Origin of the sequence: Paraburkholderia acidiphila, from assembly GCF_009789655.1 — a bacterium.
Lineage (GTDB): Bacteria > Pseudomonadota > Gammaproteobacteria > Burkholderiales > Burkholderiaceae > Paraburkholderia > Paraburkholderia acidiphila.
In genome coordinates this window covers 702,535-718,568 of the sequence record NZ_CP046911.1, presented here as the reverse complement: position 1 = coordinate 718,568, position 16,034 = coordinate 702,535, and the positions used below count along the sequence as shown (strand labels likewise).

At 64.0% G+C, this 16,034-nt stretch carries 16 protein-coding genes and 1 pseudogene; 14 read left to right on the top strand and 3 right to left on the bottom strand.

Features of this window, described 5'->3' with window-relative positions:
* Positions 1–31 precede the first annotated feature (31 nt).
* The 5 genes from FAZ97_RS27455 to FAZ97_RS27435 all read left to right on the top strand — a co-directional run bounded on the left by FAZ97_RS27455 (position 32) and on the right by FAZ97_RS27435 (position 3,892).
* On the top strand, positions 32–808 hold the full coding sequence (locus FAZ97_RS27455; RefSeq protein ID WP_158761781.1) for a molybdopterin-dependent oxidoreductase: 777 nt from the start codon (positions 32–34) through the stop codon (positions 806–808).
* A 92-nt stretch (positions 809–900) separates the two neighbouring features.
* A complete protein-coding gene (locus FAZ97_RS27450) occupies positions 901–1,167 on the top strand; it encodes a pentapeptide MXKDX repeat protein (RefSeq protein WP_158761779.1) in 267 nt (88 codons plus the stop codon).
* A gap of 134 nt (positions 1,168–1,301) precedes the next feature.
* Positions 1,302–1,703 carry a hypothetical protein gene (locus FAZ97_RS27445; RefSeq protein WP_158761777.1) on the top strand — a complete coding sequence of 134 codons (402 nt, stop codon included), beginning with the start codon at positions 1,302–1,304 and terminating at the stop codon, positions 1,701–1,703.
* 137 nt (positions 1,704–1,840) lie between these two features.
* The gene (locus FAZ97_RS27440) at positions 1,841–2,221 is read left to right on the top strand and encodes a hypothetical protein (protein WP_158761776.1); all 381 of its coding nucleotides are present in this window, start codon (positions 1,841–1,843) and stop codon (positions 2,219–2,221) included.
* A 132-nt stretch (positions 2,222–2,353) separates the two neighbouring features.
* A complete protein-coding gene (locus FAZ97_RS27435) occupies positions 2,354–3,892 on the top strand; it encodes an MltF family protein (protein ID WP_158761774.1) in 1,539 nt (512 codons plus the stop codon).
* A gap of 7 nt (positions 3,893–3,899) precedes the next feature.
* On the opposite strand, the gene FAZ97_RS27430 is transcribed toward FAZ97_RS27435, so the two are convergent.
* Positions 3,900–4,835, bottom strand: a complete 936-nt coding sequence (locus FAZ97_RS27430; RefSeq protein ID WP_158761773.1) for an alpha/beta hydrolase fold domain-containing protein — start codon at positions 4,833–4,835, stop codon at positions 3,900–3,902.
* A gap of 124 nt (positions 4,836–4,959) precedes the next feature.
* Between FAZ97_RS27430 and FAZ97_RS27425 the strand changes: the two genes are divergently transcribed.
* The 4 genes and pseudogenes from FAZ97_RS27425 to FAZ97_RS27410 form a co-directional block, all read left to right on the top strand.
* A complete protein-coding gene (locus tag FAZ97_RS27425) occupies positions 4,960–5,871 on the top strand; it encodes a LysR family transcriptional regulator (protein WP_158761771.1) in 912 nt (303 codons plus the stop codon).
* Between the two features lie 68 nt (positions 5,872–5,939).
* Positions 5,940–6,467, top strand: coding sequence for a DUF6496 domain-containing protein (locus FAZ97_RS27420; protein WP_158761769.1), 528 nt, complete (start codon positions 5,940–5,942; stop codon positions 6,465–6,467).
* A gap of 132 nt (positions 6,468–6,599) precedes the next feature.
* On the top strand, positions 6,600–8,039 hold the full coding sequence (locus FAZ97_RS27415; RefSeq protein ID WP_158761767.1) for a 3-deoxy-D-arabino-heptulosonate 7-phosphate synthase: 1,440 nt from the start codon (positions 6,600–6,602) through the stop codon (positions 8,037–8,039).
* 83 nt (positions 8,040–8,122) lie between these two features.
* Positions 8,123–8,598, top strand: a pseudogene (locus FAZ97_RS27410) (OmpA family protein); the annotation flags it as partial.
* 143 nt (positions 8,599–8,741) lie between these two features.
* Here the strand turns inward: FAZ97_RS27410 and FAZ97_RS27405 are convergent.
* On the bottom strand, positions 8,742–9,836 hold the full coding sequence (locus tag FAZ97_RS27405) for a hypothetical protein (protein ID WP_158761766.1): 1,095 nt from the start codon (positions 9,834–9,836) through the stop codon (positions 8,742–8,744).
* 120 nt (positions 9,837–9,956) lie between these two features.
* On the opposite strand from FAZ97_RS27405, the gene FAZ97_RS27400 reads away from it, so the two are divergent.
* The 4 genes from FAZ97_RS27400 to FAZ97_RS27385 are packed head-to-tail and all read left to right on the top strand — an operon-like array spanning position 9,957 to position 13,614.
* Positions 9,957–11,042 (top strand): ABC transporter substrate-binding protein, encoded by a 1,086-nt coding sequence (locus FAZ97_RS27400; RefSeq protein WP_158761764.1) that lies wholly within the window; start codon positions 9,957–9,959, stop codon positions 11,040–11,042.
* Positions 11,039–11,869, top strand: a complete 831-nt coding sequence (locus FAZ97_RS27395) for an ABC transporter ATP-binding protein (RefSeq protein ID WP_158761762.1) — start codon at positions 11,039–11,041, stop codon at positions 11,867–11,869. Before FAZ97_RS27400 ends, FAZ97_RS27395 begins: the two co-directional genes overlap by 4 nt.
* The gene (locus tag FAZ97_RS27390; RefSeq protein WP_233271848.1) at positions 11,862–12,734 is read left to right on the top strand and encodes an ABC transporter permease; all 873 of its coding nucleotides are present in this window, start codon (positions 11,862–11,864) and stop codon (positions 12,732–12,734) included. The genes FAZ97_RS27395 and FAZ97_RS27390 overlap by 8 nt, the downstream gene beginning before the upstream one ends.
* On the top strand, positions 12,727–13,614 hold the full coding sequence (locus FAZ97_RS27385; protein ID WP_158761760.1) for a type 2 periplasmic-binding domain-containing protein: 888 nt from the start codon (positions 12,727–12,729) through the stop codon (positions 13,612–13,614). Before FAZ97_RS27390 ends, FAZ97_RS27385 begins: the two co-directional genes overlap by 8 nt.
* 14 nt (positions 13,615–13,628) lie before the next feature.
* Here the strand turns inward: FAZ97_RS27385 and FAZ97_RS27380 are convergent, their stop codons facing one another.
* A complete protein-coding gene (locus FAZ97_RS27380; protein WP_158761759.1) occupies positions 13,629–14,141 on the bottom strand; it encodes a hypothetical protein in 513 nt (170 codons plus the stop codon).
* A gap of 287 nt (positions 14,142–14,428) precedes the next feature.
* On the opposite strand from FAZ97_RS27380, the gene FAZ97_RS27375 reads away from it, so the two are divergent.
* Positions 14,429–16,021, top strand: a complete 1,593-nt coding sequence (locus tag FAZ97_RS27375; RefSeq protein ID WP_158761758.1) for an EAL domain-containing protein — start codon at positions 14,429–14,431, stop codon at positions 16,019–16,021.
* Positions 16,022–16,034: the final 13 nt, after the last annotated feature.

Below are 16,034 nucleotides of genomic sequence, written 5' to 3'. Positions count from 1 at the left end.
CACCACCTCTATCCGTTGATAAGGATTCCAGATGAAAACGCCAGAACGCAAGATTATCGAACTCGACCGCGCAGCGATTCTCGCCGATGCACGCCGCGAACTCGACATGCCGTCACGGCGCCTGTTCGGCAAGCGCATGCTCACGCTCGGCGGTCTTTCGCTGCTGACCGGCTGCACGATCACGGACGACGCCTCGGTCAACACGTTCCTCACCGCCGTTTCGCGGCTCAACGATCGCGTGCAGGGGTGGCTGTTCGACCCGACCCGGCTCGCGCCCACCTACACCGAAGCCCAGATCACGCGGCCCTTCCCCTTCAACGCGTTCTATAGCGAAAGCGAGGCGCCTGTTGTCGATGGCGGCGACTATCGGCTCAAGCTCAGCGGGCTCGTCAAGGGCCAGCGCGTCTGGACGCTGCCAGAGCTGTACGCACTGCCGCACGCCGAACAGATCACGCGGCATATCTGCGTTGAAGGCTGGAGCGCGATAGGCCGTTGGGGCGGCACGCCGTTCGCGGATTTCCTGCGCCGTGTCGATGCCGATCTCACCGCGAAATACGTGGGCTTTCGTTGCGCAGACACCTACTACGAAAGCATCGACATGCCTACGGCGCTGCATCCGCAGACCTTGCTTACCTTCGATTACGACGGCGAGCGCCTGCCTGCGAAATACGGCTATCCGATGAAGCTGCGCATGCCGACGAAGCTCGGCTACAAGAACCCGAAGCATATCGTCGAAATTTTCGTCACGAACACGTATCCGGGCGGCTACTGGGTCGACCAGGGCTACAACTGGTTCGGCGGTTCGTGACATCTTCCTGCCGCCGCTTCGCGCGACGGTTCCGTTTCACTTCCGCCCGAGAAAGGGCAACAGCTTTTCCCACCCAGCAAGGAGCAACGCAAATGAACACGATCCGTTTCGCAGCCATCGCCATCTCGGCCGCCCTGTTGAGCTTGAGCGCAGGCGCTGCATTCGCGCAGGCAAGCGGCGCGATGTCGAACGACGCCATGTCGCAAGACTCGATGCACAAGGACACCATGGGCAAAGGCGGCATGTCGCACGACACGATGGGCAAGGGCGATGCGATGAGCCACGATAAGATGAGCAAGCCCATGAAGAACGACGCAATGGGCATGGATAAGCCGGCGTCGGGCGCCATGGCGCATTGAACTCTGGCAGTGCGCTCCCGGCGCGGCTTGCGCCGGGAGCGCAACGCACGCGGCTCGCCACCGTGCGCGCGCGATGTATCATTTTCGGTGGGGCCGCCCAGGTGGGGCCGCGCACCCCGCACCGGGAGCACGTCATGGGAAGCGAATGGCACCGCCGCCTGAAATTGTTTATCCAGCGCTTCTGGCAGCCAACCAGCGCATGCATGACCTGCATGCCGGGGAGCTGGGGCAACGTCATGAGCCTCACTCACTGGACCATCGCATTCAAGACGGGCCTCTTCACCGGCGCGCTGGCCGTGCTGCTCACGTTCACGCCGGCGACGAAGTGGTACGCGAATCGCTATGGCAACGCCCTGCTCGTGGGCTGCCTGACCGTGATAGGCGACGCCTACGCACACACGAGTCACTATCGCGTTCATGTTCTCGAACACATCGCGACGGGGGTCGTATCCGGCCTGTTGGCGCTCGCGGCCTCCTGGCTGCTCGACGACCGCGCGCAGCGCATACGAACGCTGTGGGCCCGCTTGACCGCGTAATTCACCGGGCAAAACCGCGAATGCACGCCAGACCAGGACGACCTCCCCAGGACCTAGGTCCAAAGTCCGATTGACTGAGCTTCCCCACGTGGCACCCTTCGTCAAAGCCATTCTTCGGCTCATAAGAGGGGAACCCGATGCGTGCCTGCCGATATGTGGTCCTTTGCGTTTTGCCATTCTCTATCGTTGGCTGCAACACACCGCCGATTCCACCGGGCAAGCCGGTTGATATCCCGACCGCACTCGAGCAGGTTCTCACCGGTCTGTGCAATTTCAGGAAAGAACAAGCCGACCGGAAGCAGGATATGGGCGTCGCCATCGACACGGTCACCGTGGAACTCGACCTGAGCGTTGACGGGTCAAGGAATCCGCCCGTGGAGGTCGCGCCGGATGTTCAGTTCATTCCCACGGTGAGCTATGGGGGCATCGTCACGGCCACGCGGGGCAGCCGGCTTACGATTACGCTGAAGAACACCGGCACCCACGGCGGCTGCGACGTCACGGCGCCAGCGAAGTAGCGACGCTTCCCGCTCGCCGCAACCGGGCGTCCGCGCGTCGCCGAACCGCCAGCGTTATAGGACCATCGGCCCATAGCAAGCCCATACGGTTGTGACATGATGGGAAGAAGTGGAACACCCGGCGCTGGCACCATGCGTATTGTTCATACGTTGCTGATCATCCTGGCCTTCGGGATGAGTCTTACCGCTCGGCCGGCAAGTTGCCTCGCGGCTCAGGCCGCGCCTGCGCAAGCCGCTGCGTCGCAAGCCGCAACGCCAGCACCAGCCAGCGCGCCCGTGCCGCCGGCTGCAGCCGGAGACCGCCGCCTGAACCTCGCGAACCAGCCGAGGTTCGGCGACTTCGACGCGATGCTCGAGCGCCGGCTGATCCGCGTCGTGGTGCCGTACAGCAGGACGCTTTATTTCAACGAACTCGGTCATGAGCGCGGGCTGACCGCCGGGCTCATGCGCGACTTCGAGCGCTACCTGAACAAGAAGTACCAGAGCAGCCTCGGCAAACGCCCACTGACGCTCGTGATCATCCCGACGACGCGCGACCAGCTGCTGCCGGCTCTGCTCGCCGGCAAGGCCGACATCGCCGCCGGCAATCTGACCGCTACGGAAACGCGGCTCAAGCAGGTCGACTTCGTCGCGCCGCGCGACCGCACGCCGGTTCGCGAACTGGTCGTCACCGGTCCGAAGTCGCCCGCGCTCGCCAAACTCGACGACCTGAGCGGCAAGACCGTGCATGTGCGCCAAAGCAGCAGCTACTTCGAGAGCCTGACCGCCCTGAACGCGCGCTTCAAAAAAGAAGGCAAGCCGCCGATGAAGCTGGTGATGCTGCCCGACGCGCTCGAGGACGAGGACGCCATGGAAATGCTCAATGTCGGGCTGGTCCAGATCCTCGTGGTCGACGACTGGAAGGCGAAGTTCTGGGCGCAGGTGCTGCCGGGCATCGTGGTGCACGAGGACATGGCCGTGCGCGACGCCGGTTATATCGGCTGGGCGATTCGCAAGCAGAGCCCCAAACTCCAGCAGGCTATCAACGACTTCTATGTGAGCTACGTGAAAAAGCAGAGCGTAGCGGAGGTGCGCCTGAAGCAGGAACTGCAGCGCGTCAAGCAGATCACCAGCAATACCGAGGAAGCGGAACTGAAGCGCTTCTCGCAAACGGTCGGCCTCTTCGAAAAGTACGGTACGCAATATCACTTCGATCCATTGATGCTGGCCGCGCAGGGGTTCCAGGAATCGCAGCTCGACCAGAATGCGCGCAGTCACGTGGGCGCAATCGGCATCATGCAGCTCATGCCCGCAACCGGTAAGGAACTGGCTGTCGGCGACATCCGCGTGACGGATTCGAATATCCATGCCGGCGCGAAATACCTCGACCGCCTGATGTCCCGCTACTTTCCCGATGCGCATTTTTCCGACTCGGACCGCGCCCTGTTCGCATTCGCGAGCTACAACGCCGGTCCCGCGAAGATCGCGAAGATGCGCAAGGAAGCAGCCGCTCGAGGACTCTCGCCCGACAAGTGGTTCAACAACGTGGAGATCGTGGTCGGCGAGAAGATCGGGATCGAGACGACCACTTACGTGCGCAACATCTTCAAGTACTACGCCGCCTATCGCCTCGTTCAGGAAGCGCAGGCCGCGCGCGAGCGCGCCATCGGACAGGTGCGCAAAGCGGGCTGAGGCACGCCTACGCTTCGAGCGTCCAGTTTCGCGAGACGAAGCGCGCAATCTGATCCAACGCGTAACGGGCGCTCGCGAGCTCATGGGTGGATCGCTGGAACACGTGGTGCAGTCCTTCGTAGATTTCCAGCTGCACCGTGTTGCCCCGCTGCGCCGCCGCCGCCGCATAGCGCCGTGCGTCGTCGAGCAGCAGTTCGTCCGTGCCCACCTGGAGCGCGATGGGCGGAAGGCTCGCGGGAATGGCATACAGCGGCGACGCGCGTCCATCCGTGGGATCGGCAGCGCCAAGGTACGCCGCGGCGGCATTGGCGAGTATGGGCCGCGTCAAGACCGGATCCTGGGTCGCTTCGCTGTGGAACGACGGCCCCGTGAACGCAAGATCGACCCACGGCGAAAAAGCGGCCACGCTCGCGATGTTTATCGTCCGCCCCTCCCCTGCACCCAGAACCGCAAGCGCAAGGCCGGCGCCCGCAGAATCGCCAATGAGTGCGACTTCGCGTATGCCGCAGTTTGCCAGCCACCGTAGCGCGGCCAGCACGGCACCGTGCGCCGCAGGAAACGGATGCTCGGGCGCAAGCGGATAGTCGAGAACAAAGGTATCCACACCTGCGCGCACCGCGATTTGACTCGCGAAGCCGCGATAGCCCGTGGCGGACCCGAGCACGAAGGCGCCGCCGTGCAGGAACAGGATCGCGCGATGCGCGGGCGCGGATCGCGGCCGGATCCACCACCCTTTTACCTCCGCGTTCGCGACGCTTTCCTGGCCTACGCCGTCCGCCACCGGCGTCTGCGCGGTCATGGCGTCGTACGCCTCGCGCATCGTTCCGTCGAATGCTTCGAAGTGGCGTTGCGTGCGCGCGATCCCGGCCCTCGCGGCGTCGCGGTCGTCATCGCTCAGGCTGTGCCGCGTTTCGATCAGGTTGGTGCGTTGTCCGTGACTCATCATGGCTCCTTCGTTGCGTGAATGCGTGGTCGATGGGCATGACGATATCCATTCCATTTAGCGCATGTAAGCAGGCCGATTGGAATAGAATCCATTCCAATCAGGAAGCTTTGAGGTAGAAGAGATGGACCGGCTCGACGCGCTCAAACTGTTCATTCGCATCGTCGAAAGCGGGAGCTTCGCGGCGGCGGCGCGCGACATTGGCGTGGGCCAGCCGGCGGTCAGCAAGCAGATCGCCTCGCTCGAGCGCTATCTTGGCGCTCAACTGGTCAGGCGCACGTCGCGCAGCATGACGCTCACTGAAACCGGCCAGTCGGTGTATGAAGCGGGCTTGCGCATCGTCGGCGACTTCAGCGAGCTGGAGGCTTCGGTCGGGCACGGTCAGATGTCGCCGAGCGGTCTGATTCGCGTAACCGTGCCGCCCGTTTTTGGCCGGCTGTATATCGTGCCGCGCCTGCCGGCGTTTTTCGCCCGATATCCGCAGGTGTGCGTGGACCTTTCCGCCACGGAGCGCAACGTCAATCTCGTCGAGGAAGGCTTCGACCTTTCGATCAAAAGCGGACCGCTCGCCGACTCCTCGATGCATGCGCGGCATCTCGCCTCGAGTCCCGTGGTTGTCGTCGCGACGCCGGAATACCTCGACAAGCATGGGCGGCCCGAGCGGCCGCACGAAATCGAACGGCATGCCTGCGTCGTTTTTGCGCCCATGCGCGAGCCGCGCGCCTGGCGCTTCGGGAACATCGAAGGGCCGGGCCAGTACGTGCCGTCCGGCAATTTCCGCACCGGCGACGCGGAACAGATTCGCGCGGCGGTCCTCGCCCATATGGGCCTCGTGCAAGCGCCGGGCTGGCTCTTCGCAGCGGAGATCGCGAGCGGCGCGGTCGTCAGCGTGCTGGAGGATTTCGCGCCGCCGCCGTTGCCTGTCCACGGCTTGCATCCCTCAGGCAGGCGGCTGCCGAACAAGACTCGCGTGTTTCTCGACTTCGTCGCCGAAGTCCTCGCGGCCGATCCGCGCCCGGCTTTTGTTACGGCGTGATGTCCCTACGCGCCGATGCGGAACGGCGCTTGCGCGAACGAGTGAGTCACTCACTCAGGAGAGCCAAAATGCCCGAGAAGAAAACGATCGAGCGTGCGCGCGCAGACAAGCGCGCGGGGAAATCCGCAAGCACCCAGGCCGGCGAATTCGTGAAGGAGGAATTCGACCGCGTGCGCGAAGGCAAGCATGGCGTGCGCTCCGCGAAGCAAGCCGTGGCAATCGGCCTCTCGAAGGCGCGCCGCGCCGGTGTCGACCTGAAACCGCCGCCGAAGGGCAAGACCAGCGAAGCGACGCGCAAGAAGGCCGCACAGGATCTCGCAGCGGGCCACGGCGAGAAAAAGACCCGCGCGAGCACGGAGTCGAAGGCCAAACGTTCGCGCGCGGCGACGGATGCGCTCAAGCGCGAGAGCCAGGCGGGCGCATCGCCGCAAGCGGTATCGAAGCAGGCGAAGACCGCGGCGGCGCGCCGCCCCGCCGCAAGCCGTTCCGCGGCCGCGAAGAAGGCCGCTCAAACCAAGGGGGCAGCAGGCCGTTCCGCTGCGGCAAAAAAGGCGGCGAAAACACGCGCCGCACGAACGCAGCACACACGCCACTAGCGCCACCACGCGCCATTAGCGTGACGCCCGGCTCGGGCGGCATGGCAAGCCCTGCCGCCTCGCCCCGCGTGCAGGCGGGGTTATGAGACTATGTGGCTCATCGCCCTGCGCGCCCATGCTGCCACTCCGCCGATGTCCTCTCCCGCTCTGCCGCTCGAAAACATCCTCCGCGACGTCCCCCGTCGTTATCGCCTGGCGCACGATGCCGCGGATTCGCAGCAACAGATCCGACACGTCAATCCGGCCACGGCGCTGGCGCTCGTCATCGAACAGGCACGTGAAGCCATGGCGCATGGCGCAGCACCCGACGCGCCACTCAAGCAGCGCTTTATCGGCGCGCTCGCGGCCATGATCACCGAAGCCATGCACGCCGATTCCGGAGACCGCGCATTCCAGGCGCTGGTTCTGCGGCATCGCGCTCCGGTGGTGCGCGAGTTTGCGTCGCTTTCGGCGCAGGCCGATCAGGACCGCCGGCAGATCCACGCCGCAGTCAATGCGATTGCGCATCCGGCCAAGCAGCAGCGTGCCCCGCAAGCCTGGCAGCGCGAAGCGCTCGCGCAGCTGCACGCGTCCGCGTCTTTTGCGCACCACCGGGCGCACTACGCCGGGCTTCGCGATACGGTGCGAACCCTTCTCGCCGTGCCGGACCTTGCGGCGAAGGACGCGGATTTCGAACACGCGCTGGCTGATCTGCTGGACAGCCCCGCGCTTGCACGTTTGTGTCGGCTCGAAGCCCTGGCGCCCGACCCGCTCGTACAGCAGTACGTATCGTTGCTGGATGCGTACGGCCCACGGCCGGGTACGCCTGCGGCCGTTGCGCAAGGCCGGGCGTCGCAGCAGCGCGGCGCGGCTGTCGAAGCACTGGCCGTACAGGCGCTCGAAGCACTGGCTCAATGGCTCAACGCAGCGCACGAGGCGCCACAGGCGTACCGTGTCGTGAGTTCGATGCGCGTTCCGTCCTCGATACCGGGCAAGCACGAGCGCGCAAAAACGGAATGGGACGTGGTCCTCCTTGAGCGGCTGCATGCGAAGGCCCTCGATACAGCGGCGATCTGGAACGTACGCCTGCTCGTCGAAGCGAAGGCATCCGTTGAATCCGCAACGACGGACCTGCCGCGGCTCATGCGCGGTTTGCGACTGCTCGCGCATGCCGAGGATAACGTCGTGTATACGTTCGAGACGCAGCAAGGCCCTGTGCGGTTGAACGGCGCCTCCTTACGCGCGTTAGGCAGCGAAGAGTCGGGCTGGATCAATGCTGTTCTCTACTGCTGCGATGCGCCCGCCGAGAACGCTCCGCGCATGCTCAATGCCGCGAGCCGCATGCAGCTTCTGTCCGCGCAGCCGAGCGTCGAATTCGCCAGTGCTTTGTGGGATGGGAGAATCGCCGACCCGCAATTGCTGGGTGCAGTCTGGCAAGAACTCACGCAATCGCCGCGCTGGCATGGCGTGCTCGAACAATACGCAACGCTGCGCCTCGTGCGTGAGTTGATGGTGCATCCCGAAGACATGATGGCGACGATTCGCGATGCAATGGGGTGTCGGCAATGCGCGACGAACGAACGGCCTGGCTGACGTGCGTGCGGTTCGTTCGAAACGCGCCAAAGCGTCAATGCTCCGTGCTCGCGCGCGACGCCGCGGAGCACGCCGGATCCTTGCCCCCCAACTGGTCGGACAACGTGCAGAAGCTGCTCAATGCGCAGCCAAGCAGATCCACAAAGGACAACTGAAGATCGACGGCACGCAGATCGATGTGCGCGGCGAAGTGGGCAACGAGGCCGCGCGCCAGCAGATCGCAAGCGACATGGCCACCGCGCTCAATCCAACTTATACGATCCGCAACGGGCTGCGCGTGAGCGCGTCCGAACAGGGCCTGCTCGACCAGACCCTCGCGAATCGCACGATCGAATTCGAAACGGGCAGCGCGACGCTCACGCCGCAAGGCCGCGCGATTCTCGACCAGATGGCGGCCGTGCTCGCGAAGATGAACACGCGCACGGTGGCGATCATCGGGCATACGGACAATGCGGGTAACCGCACGTCGAACATCGCGCTAAGCCAGGCGCGCGCCGATGCTGTGAAGGGCTATCTCGTCGGCAAAGGGATCTCGCCGCAGCAGATGACGGCGACGGGCGCGGTGGTCTTGTCGCCGCTGAGGATCAGGTAGCGTTGCATTGGACTGTATTGGCACGGAGCAAGGGAGTGGGTCGATTCTCCGTCGCGCCCTGAATTGCACGCGGGCGCGACGTTTTGAGGAGCATCCATCGACAGGGCGCATCACCCCCTTAAACGCGATACGCCAATCGATTTGTCGAACTCGCTAACGCCCGCATCGTTATACTCGGACGAGGGATTGGTAATGGCATCGTCCACTCGCCAGACGCCGTGCTCCCGCACCAGGATCAGGTCGGTGCGCCCTTTCGTTACCTGGGTATTTTTTCCCTCGGTGTACACCTGCTTCCACAGGACCTTCACTCGCGCCTGCGCGGCGTGCTGCTCAATGATGACCGGCTTGCCCGTCACCTTCAAAACGGGCGCATGGCCGTTCAAATGTTCGCAATTCGTCTGTACAGACTTCGATTGCGGCGCCTTTCCCGTGCCGCCCTTTAACGCCGTGTTCGCCGCGGCAGGCGTGGATGCCTTGGTGGCCTGCGCCTTGGACGAAGGGTGCGGCGGCACCGGTGCCGCTTGCACCGGCCTGGACTGTGACGATTGCGCAGGCGCTGCATTGGCCGCTGGACTGGCTTGCTGCGCGTTCGCACCGGAGTCCGGAGTATTCGTGCTGGCTGCTGCACTCGAACCGTCGCCATGGACCTCCCCGCCGATTGCCGAAGCATCTGTCGCGGCCTTTTCGCTACCGGCTGGCTCCGGCTCCTTATAAACGTCGTCCTGATCCCCGCCATGCTGTTCGCTCTGACCTTCAAGCAGCGCGCTTGGGCTCATCAAAGTCACGTTTGCGCTCGTCGAGGGAACGACGAACATCGCGATCCGTTTGAACGTGCCATCGTCCCGTTGAACGAATACGGAGCAATCCGACTCGGGCTTTGTTTGCGCATTACCGTTGCCATCCGTTGTACCCGATATGTCATTACCGTCGATGACGAAGCGGTACTGCGCACCCGCGATCGGCTCGCCGTCCAGGCCGCAAAAACGGCATGCCAGCGACGGCTGCTCCGACGAAGCGTCCTCGGACTGGCTTTGGCTCGAATCCCTGTCAACGTCCGGTTGCGTATCGGCGGTTTGCGTACTCGAAGGCGAGGTCGCCGTGGACGACTGGGTCGCGCCGGTCTCGGCAGAAGGCGCCGCCTGTGTCGGCTCCACTGCAGCAGCGGATAGATCGACGCAACAGCAGAAATCGTCGAATTGACACATTGTCGATATGAACAACTAAGCAAATCATAATTGATTGGTTTGCCTGAAATCGTTGCAGATCGACAATCACCCGGCATCGTCAATTCACTTACTACCCTGCTCGTTGCCGAGTCTCCGCACATGAAGGCGTCCTCCTCGACTATCCGCCGGCGCTCCACCGGAACCCTCCTGCTTGCCGCGTGCGCTGCCGCCGCCCTGATTCTCCAAAGCGGCTGCAAGCCGCATGACGATTCGGCGCAAAGCGCGGCCGCTTCGAAAAGCGAGGCATCCGCGCAGCAGGAAATCACCTATTTCAAGTACCCCGACAATCCCGCGTTCGACCTCGTCTATCTCGCCGACAAGCTCGGCTATTTCGACCACACGAGCACGCGGCCCAAATATGTCGGCAAGATCGCCGCGCCGCAGATCATTCCGCTCGTCGGCACCGGCGATATCGATTTCGGCACGCGCATGGTGCCGCTCGTCATCTCGGCGATTGCCAGCGGCGCGGATATCAAGGTCATTTCCGCAGGCGGCGAAACCCTGCCCGACGCGCCGCACATGAAGTATTTCGTGCGCAAGGATTCGGGCATTCTCGGGCCGAAGGACTTTGAGGGCAAAACGGTGGCGTTCAACAGCTTCGGCGCGTGCGCGGAGTTCGTCACCAAGAAATATCTCGCGCAGCACGGCGTGAATGTCTCGAAGGTCAACTGGCTCGTCGTGCCGGACAATCAATCCGAGCAGGCGCTCGTCACGAAGAACGTGGACGTCGCGATCATTCATCCGCCCTTTTCCGGTTCGGCCGAAGCCGATCCGCAATTGCGCAAGCTGTGGAGCGACTGGGACGAAGATCACGGTCTCGGCGGCATGGCGCCCTATAGCGTGAACGGCGCGTTCGCGCGCGCCCACCCGCAGGCCGTGCGCGACTTCGTCACGGCTATCGCGAAGGCGGGCAACTGGGTCAACGCGCATCCCGACGAAGCGCGCAAGCTCACGGCCGAGCGGCTTGGCATCGACGTCCGGCTCGTGGAACGCTACGCCTACGTGAAGGATCTCGTGGTGACGGAGCCGCCCATTCAGTACTACATCGACATTCTCGAACAGGCCGGCAAGATTCCGAAGGGCAAGGTCAACGTTAAGGATGTCTACACGAATGACTTCAATCCGTTTGCGAAGGGCGAGGCCCAGGCCAGTGTAACGCCATTGCCGAACGGAACACGCTCGTGAGCACGACCACTGCGCTACGCGAGAAGATCGTCGCGCGCGATCTCTCGCTCACCTATTCCAACGCGCAAACGGACACGCACCATACGGTGCTCAAGCGTTTCGATCTCGCCGTACACGAAGGCGAATTCCTTTCGCTGCTGGGTCCAAGCGGGTGCGGCAAGTCGACGTTCCTGAACGTGCTCGCCGGCCTCACGCCGCCAACGTCCGGCGATATTCGCGTGGACGGAGACCCGGTGAGCGCCGTGCGGCAAAAGCTCGGCTTCGTGTTTCAGGGCTATGCGCTCTTTCCATGGCGCACCGTGCGCAAGAACGTGGAAGCTGGGCTCGAAATTCGCGGCATGAAGCGCGCCGGGCGGCGCAGCGAGGCCGAGCGCTTTTTGCGCCTTGTCGGCCTGCTGGAGTTCGCGGATCACTATCCGCATCAGCTGTCCGGCGGCATGCGCCAGCGTGTGGCCATCGCACGCGCGCTCGCCTATGGTCCCGAGATTTTGCTCATGGACGAGCCGTTCGGCGCGCTCGACGCGCAGACGCGCGAATTGCTTCAGCAGGAATTGCTCGCAATCTGGGAACAAAGCGCGACGACAGTCGTGTTCGTCACGCACAGCATCGACGAAGCGATCTTTCTCTCCGATCGCATCGCCATACTCGGCCGTGGCCCCGGCCGCGTGAAAGAGATCATCGACGTCGACCTGCCGCGCCCGCGCGACGCCGCGCTGCGTCACTCGCCGGCATTCGTCGCGTTGCGGCAGCGCGCATGGGAAAGCCTCAGCACGGAACTCGACGCCAAGCCGCGAACCCACGCATTACCGGAAGTCCATCATGTCTAATGCGCTGTCCGATTCGATGTCCGACGCGGGCGCAGTCTGCGAATCGCCGGTTCTTCTGCCACGCGGTGCGCGGCGCGGGCGCGTTCGCTCGTCCATCGCGCGTGTTTCCGTGGGTGTCGAGCGCTCCATCGCGCTCGTCGCCTTCCTGCTGTTGTGGGAACTGCTGCCCCGGCTCGGCGTGGTCAACGCGGCTTATTTGAGTCCGCCTTCGCAGGTCGCGCTCGCCATCGCGCGGCTCTTCGAAAGCGGCGATGCGTGGACGCATATCGGCGCGAGCGCCGTTCGCTCCATTAGCGGTTTGCTGCTCGCCGTGGCCGGCGGCATGGTTTGCGGCTTCCTGCTGGGCTGGTTCCGGCGCGTCGAGCGCATAGTCGACCCCGTCTTTCAACTGCTGCGGCAGGTATCGGCCTTCGCGCTCTTTCCCGTGTTCATGCTGTTTCTCGGCATTGGCGAATCGTCGAAGATCGCCATTGTCGTGTGGGCCGCGTTCTGGCCGGTCTTGCTCAATACCATTGCGGGCGTGAAACAGGTGGAGCGCGTGCTGATCGACTGCGCGCGCTCGATGGGCGCTTCGCAACGCTTCATCGCGACGAAGGTGGTGCTGCCTGCCGCGCTGCCGCAGATCCTCACGGGCGTGCGTCTCGCGGGCGCTTACAGCATTACCGCGCTGGTGGCGGCGGAGATGATCGGCGCGCGTTCGGGGCTCGGCTTCTATACGCTCAATTCGCAAGAGACGTTTCAGATTCCCGACATGTACGCGGGCATCGTTCTGCTCGCCCTCTTTGGACTGCTGATCAATCAGGGACTCTCGATACTCGAACGGCAACTGCTGCGCTGGCGCGTCGGGCTCGCGCAGAATGGCTAGGCACGCACCGCTCGCGTTGCCAGTTCCGCGGCGCCTGCGCTGGCCGGCCATAGCGCTTGCGGCCGCATTCACATTGCTCGCGCTGCTCGCGTGGACGCTGAAGAGCGACTTTCCCCGCAACCTGCTCGACAGCGAGCGCCCGTTCGCCGCAGCGGCAGCGCGCGGCGTGCTGATCGTGGCGGTGCCGCCGCGCCCCGCACCTGCGCTTTACGTCGGCCGGGTCGACCGCACGGTACGCGCGCCCGACCCGTTCGCCGCCGCGCTGGCTTCCGACCTCGCTCGCCGCGTGGGGCTGCCCGTGCAGTTCCTGCTGGCCGAACCGGTCGCCGCGCGCGCCGCCCTGCAGTCGGGCAGCGCCGATGCCGCCATCGCAGACTTAAGCTTCTCGCCCGACGCGCAGGTGGCGTTCGCACCGGCTTCGTACACGAGCGGCCGTGGCATGGCGCTCGTTCTGGACCACGGCAACGTGCAGGCATGGCGCGACCTGCGCGGCCGCGCGATTTGCGCGCCGCAAGGCAACCCGTATGCCGCGCGGGCGGCGCGCGAGTTCCACGCAAGCGTGCACGGCTTCGACCGGCCGCTCGATGCCTTGCTGGCGTTCCAGGCAGGCGATTGCGCCGCGCTGGTCGACGACGAACTCGTGATCGAAGCCCTGCTCAAGCAGCCGGACTGGTCCTACTATCGCCGGCTGCCCGGCACGATTGCCGCGCAGGCGGCGTTCATCGCGACGCGCGCGGGCGATGCGGCGAGCGCCGTCTTTATCGGCAACACCGTAACGGAATGGCGCCGTAGCCGTTGGCTTGCGACTGTGCGCAAGGACCGGGCCATCAACCTCGCGTTCGACATGTTCAATGCCGAAAACGATTTGTACTGTCACTAGTCGCGCAACCCACTTTAGAACCCGCGCCGCAGGTTCCGGTCGCGCATCGGGTCCGGCGTCTTCTGCGTGAGCCGCAAGATGCCCTGATTGTCGAAATAGAAGTGGAACATCATGTAGTCGATGTTGTTCTCGACGTAGCGGTAGGACCAGACTTCCCGCTGCATGCGCGAAAAATAAGCCGTTTCTGCGGGCCGGCCGAAATTGATCAGGACATCGTTACGGGTCCACTCGTTGACTCGCGCGCGATTGAACTCGCTCTCCTGCATGACCTGGCGCACGCTCACGACCTTACCGCTCGTGTCGATGTCGGCAACGGTGTTCGTCGTGCCCATTGGCTGGGTCGGCCACATGAGCCGTTTGCCGCCGTCGGGCAGGTTATAGGTTTCGCGCGGCGGCCCGAGACGCGCGATCAACGCCGACTGGTCGGTGCCGGGCTCGATGCTTTGCCACGGCTGGGCACAGCCGGCCACGAGCACCATCGCAGCGGCAAGCCATGCGTGCCTGGCGATGTTGGACAGCGTCCCCATTCATGCCCCCTGAACGAAACTGAGCAACGACCCTGCGAACGACACTTGCAGATCATGCCGGGCGTGGCGGACGCGGGCAATCGGACCATGGTCCTACCGGCAAACCACCCGCGGCGGTGCACGAGCGCTCACCCGCGCGTTTGCGCGTTTGAGCGTTGAAAACGAAGCGCCGAAGTGTATGCTTTGGACTGATGTTCGGGCTCCAGAATATCGGACGTGCGGCCGCATGCGCACGTCCAGCCGGTGGTTCGTTCGTTCCCTAACGTTCCCTACCCCCGGGGTGCGGAATGATCAAGCGCATCACGCTGATTGCGACTTCGGTCGCCCTTGGGTGCCTCGCCACCCTCGGCCCCGTTTTCACGAGTCTTTACGTCGCGAACAAGGACGTGCAGCGGCGCGACCGCGCCGAACTAAACGAGTTCGCCAGCAAGGCGGTCATGCGTACGGACCTCGTCACGTACCAGGCTTTAGCCGCCCTTTCCGACCTGGACCGGGAGCCGGGCGCGCCTTGTTCGCCGTCCAACCTCGAACAGGCCGCGCGTGTCATCTACAACTACCGCTATGTTCAGGATGCGGGCGCCTACGCCGAGGGGCATTATCTTTGTTCTCCATTGCTTGGCGACGTGAGCAACAAGGATCTCACGCTGCCGCCGCCCGACTATCGCAGCAACGACGGCTACCTGGTGTGGTTCGAGCAGAAGAGCCCGCTAAGCGATGTGCGCAAGGACATTCAGATTGGCCGCAACGGCCACTACGTTTCCGTCGACCCGGGCTCCTACGTCGATCTCATCGATCCGGCGAGACGCCCCATCGCCGTGGTCCAGACTTCTACGGAGAAACTGCTCGCCGTCTCGGCCGGCGCGGATCCGGACGACATGCTCGACGCGTGGAAACATGACGGCAACGTGAAGAGCGATGAGTGGAATTACGCGGTCGCGCGGTCGTCGACACGCCCGCTTGCCGTCGTGGTGAAGTCGCCGCGCAGCAGCGTCGCAGGCGACTGGCCCAAACTGCTTGCCGCGTGGCTGACCATCGGCGTGTTCGCGGGCACGGCGCTCGGCTGGCTCGCCTACAAGCTCGTTTCGCGGCAGCTCTCGTTCCCCGCAACGCTGTCCTGGGCCATTTCCCGGCGCAAGATCGATGTGGTGTTCCAGCCCATCGTGAGGCTGGCCGACAACCAGTGCACCGGCGCCGAAGCGCTGGTGCGCTGGACGCTGAACGGGCGCGCCATCTCGCCCGAAGTCTTCGTGCGCGTGGCCGAAGACAATCACCTCATCCAGCCTCTGACCGATCTCGTGCTCGAGAAAACCATCGCGCAACTCGGCAAATTACTGGCCGCCAATCCCTCGTTTTATGTCTCGATCAACGTGAGCGCCGAGGATCTGCAGACCTTGCGCTTTCTGAATCTCCTTACCGCATCGCTCGACAGAACAGGCATCGCGCCCGCGCAAATCCGCATCGAGGCGACGGAGCGCAGCTTCATGAACGCGGAAGCCACACGCAGCGTCATTGCGGCGTTTCGGGCCGCCGGTCATCCCATCTACATCGACGATTTCGGCACCGGCTACTCGAGCCTCTCGTATCTGCAAACCTTCGAGATCGACGTGCTGAAAATCGACAAGTCGTTCGTCGATACGATCGTCCAGGATACCGCCTCGAGCGTCGTCGCACCGCACATCATTTCGATGGCCCATGAGCTGGGCCTCGAAATCGTCGCCGAGGGGGTGGAGACGGGGGCACAGGTGACCTGGCTGCGCGATAAGGGCGTTCAGTATGGCCAGGGCTGGTACTACGCGAAGGCGATGTCCGCCGGCGATCTCGCGAAATGGCTGGGCAAGCATCGCGTGCCGCGCGAGGCGAAAAGCATGCCGGCGATCTAAGCGAAGCAGAAAC